A 2,335-nucleotide genomic window follows, 5' to 3' on the forward strand; every position below is an offset into this window, starting at 1 on the left:
GTCCACACAACCGTCCATGATCGACGGTGGCTGCCCTCGTTCCCACACCAGATCAGACCCCAGCTCAGCCAAGGTCAACATCCCCGGCTGGAGTACTAGGGTGACTGGGCTCCCGTGAAGTGGTCCACCTGATGTGAGAGTCCGATGCCCCATCATGGGGCTGGGAGGATTCATCACGATGAGTACCAGGCGGCGGCACACGCCGGAGCAGATCATCCGTAAGCTGCGCGAGGGCGAGAAGCTGCTCGGGCAGGGCAGCGCCCTGGCCGAGGTGTGTAAACACCTCGAGGTCTCCGAGGCGACCTGGCACCGGTGGGTGGCGCAGTACGGCGGGATGAAAGCCGATGACGCGAAGCGGCTCAAGGACCTCGAGCGGGAGAACGCCCGGCTGAAGAAGATCGTCGCGGGCGAGGTCCTCGACATCGACATGCTCAAGGAGCTGAACCGGGGAAACTGGTGAGCCCGCAGCGTCGCCGCCGCGCCGTGACGGTGTTGCAGCAGCGCTTCGGTGTTTCCCAGCGGCGGGCCTGCCGGGTGGCCGGGCAGAACCGCACGGCGCAACGCCGGCCCGTAGCGGCGCCCCGCGACGTTGATCGGCTGCTGCGGGCGCGGCTGCGGCAGATCTCGGCGCAGTATCCGCGGTGGGGCTGGCGCAAGGCCCACGCGATCGCCGCCCGAGAAGGGTTAGTCGTCAACCGCAAACGCACCCACCGGATCTGGATCGCCGAAGGCCTGAAACGCCCGCCCCGGGTGCGCAAGAGACGCCGCGCCGGCCCTGGCCGGCAGCAACGTCTGCGCGCGACCCGACCGGATCACATGTGGGGGCGTTGGACTACCAGGTCGACGTCACCGCGAACGGCCGGCAGATCAGGTTCCTCAACATCGTCGACGAGGACACCCGGCAAGCCCTCGCGACCCGCGCCGGGCGTTCGTTCACCGCAGACGCCACCGTCAACGTCCTCGATGAGCTGATCACCGCCCCGGGGCCGCCGCCCAGAACACATCCGGATGGACAACGGCCCGGAGCTGACGGCGCACGCCCTGGTCGACTGGTGCCGCTACCGCGGTGTCAGCGCGGCCTACATTGATCCCGGATCGCCGTGGCAGAACGGTATCTGCGAGTCGTTCAACGGCCGGTTCCGCGACGAGTTCCTCACCTGCGAACAGTTCGACACCCTGCTCGAAGCCCAAGTCCTGGCGGAAGACTGGCGCATCGAGTACAACACCTACAGACCCCACGGCTCGCTGGACTGGCTCACCCCCGAGGCCTACCGCCAGCAATGGATCACCAACCGGCAACCAGCACTCTCATAACCGGCGGACCACCAACCGGGGCCCAGTCACTCATCCCGGTGCAGATTCACCACATGTTCAGCGATCTCGTCCACGGAGCGCGTGCCGTCGTTCTGGTCGTCGTGCTTCCCCTCGTGTTTGCCACTGCATTCAGCACGGCGAAGGGCCAGGCCGTCACCACCGTGGCGGTGGGCGCTGTCGCCGCCGTCGTGTCGGTGGCGCTACTGATAGCGGCGCTGTTGCGAGCCCGGGCGTCAGTCACAGCGGACGTTCTGTCTTTGCCGGCCATGCGTGCGTCGGGGGCGCTGGCGCTCGCGGCCGAGGTCACCGGATGGGGAGGAGCCCTGGCTGCACTGACGCTCGGACTCATCCGACACATGTCGGACGTCGATCTCGTGTTCACTATGGGCATCGCAGCGGCGATCGGCGCGGCGTTCCCCGCAGTACTCAGCGGGCCTGCCCACAGACTGAGCCGACGGCTCACGAGTTAAGCCCCCACCTATTGTTGTCCGCATGCCGCGCGAGCCGCGTCGTAGGCGATGAAGGGGTACGTCCGGCCGGTGGCTGCCTGAGCTTCCCGACTTTGATGGAGCCCCGGAGCTGTTCTGCCGCGACGAGGTCACCGATAATTCTACGGACGGTCACGGCTCCGTCGGCGGCAACTTCGATTTTGCAGTTGCCCGGTGTGTGCTCGGTGAGACGTTGGCGCTGGTTGGCGGCCGTTGGTATTGCCTGGCACGGGTTCGGTGTCTTCCATACTTGCTCCATGGGTCGGGCTACGGCAGGTCACACCTGTTGGCAGCGGTTGGTAAGCCTGGTACGAGTTGGTATCTCCTGGCAGGTAAATTCACCACTACGCCGAAGTCGTTTCCGGGCGGCGGCGCGACCGCGTTCGCGTGCGCCGTCCGAGCCATCTTCGGACTCCGCCGGTGCTGCTCAATGCTTGCCTAGGCCGTGTTTCGGAATGGTCGAAGCCACTGGTTGATGACGGCGATGGTGACGGTGGCTTCGTAGCGGACGGCGAGCTTGTCGAACCTGGTGG

The 2,335-nt window shown here is 66.3% G+C and carries 1 protein-coding gene and 1 pseudogene; both read left to right on the forward strand.

From position 1 onward, the window contains the following. The first annotated feature begins 178 nt into the window (after positions 1-178). Positions 179-1,314 (forward strand): annotated as a pseudogene (locus AB0M36_RS37590) (IS3 family transposase). A 53-nt stretch (positions 1,315-1,367) separates the two neighbouring features. Continuing rightward, a complete protein-coding gene (locus tag AB0M36_RS37595) occupies positions 1,368-1,784 on the forward strand; it encodes a hypothetical protein (protein ID WP_364167580.1) in 417 nt (138 codons plus the stop codon). Positions 1,785-2,335 lie beyond the last annotated feature (551 nt).

This window comes from Actinoplanes sp. NPDC051346 (assembly GCF_040682215.1).
Classification (GTDB): domain Bacteria; phylum Actinomycetota; class Actinomycetes; order Mycobacteriales; family Micromonosporaceae; genus Actinoplanes.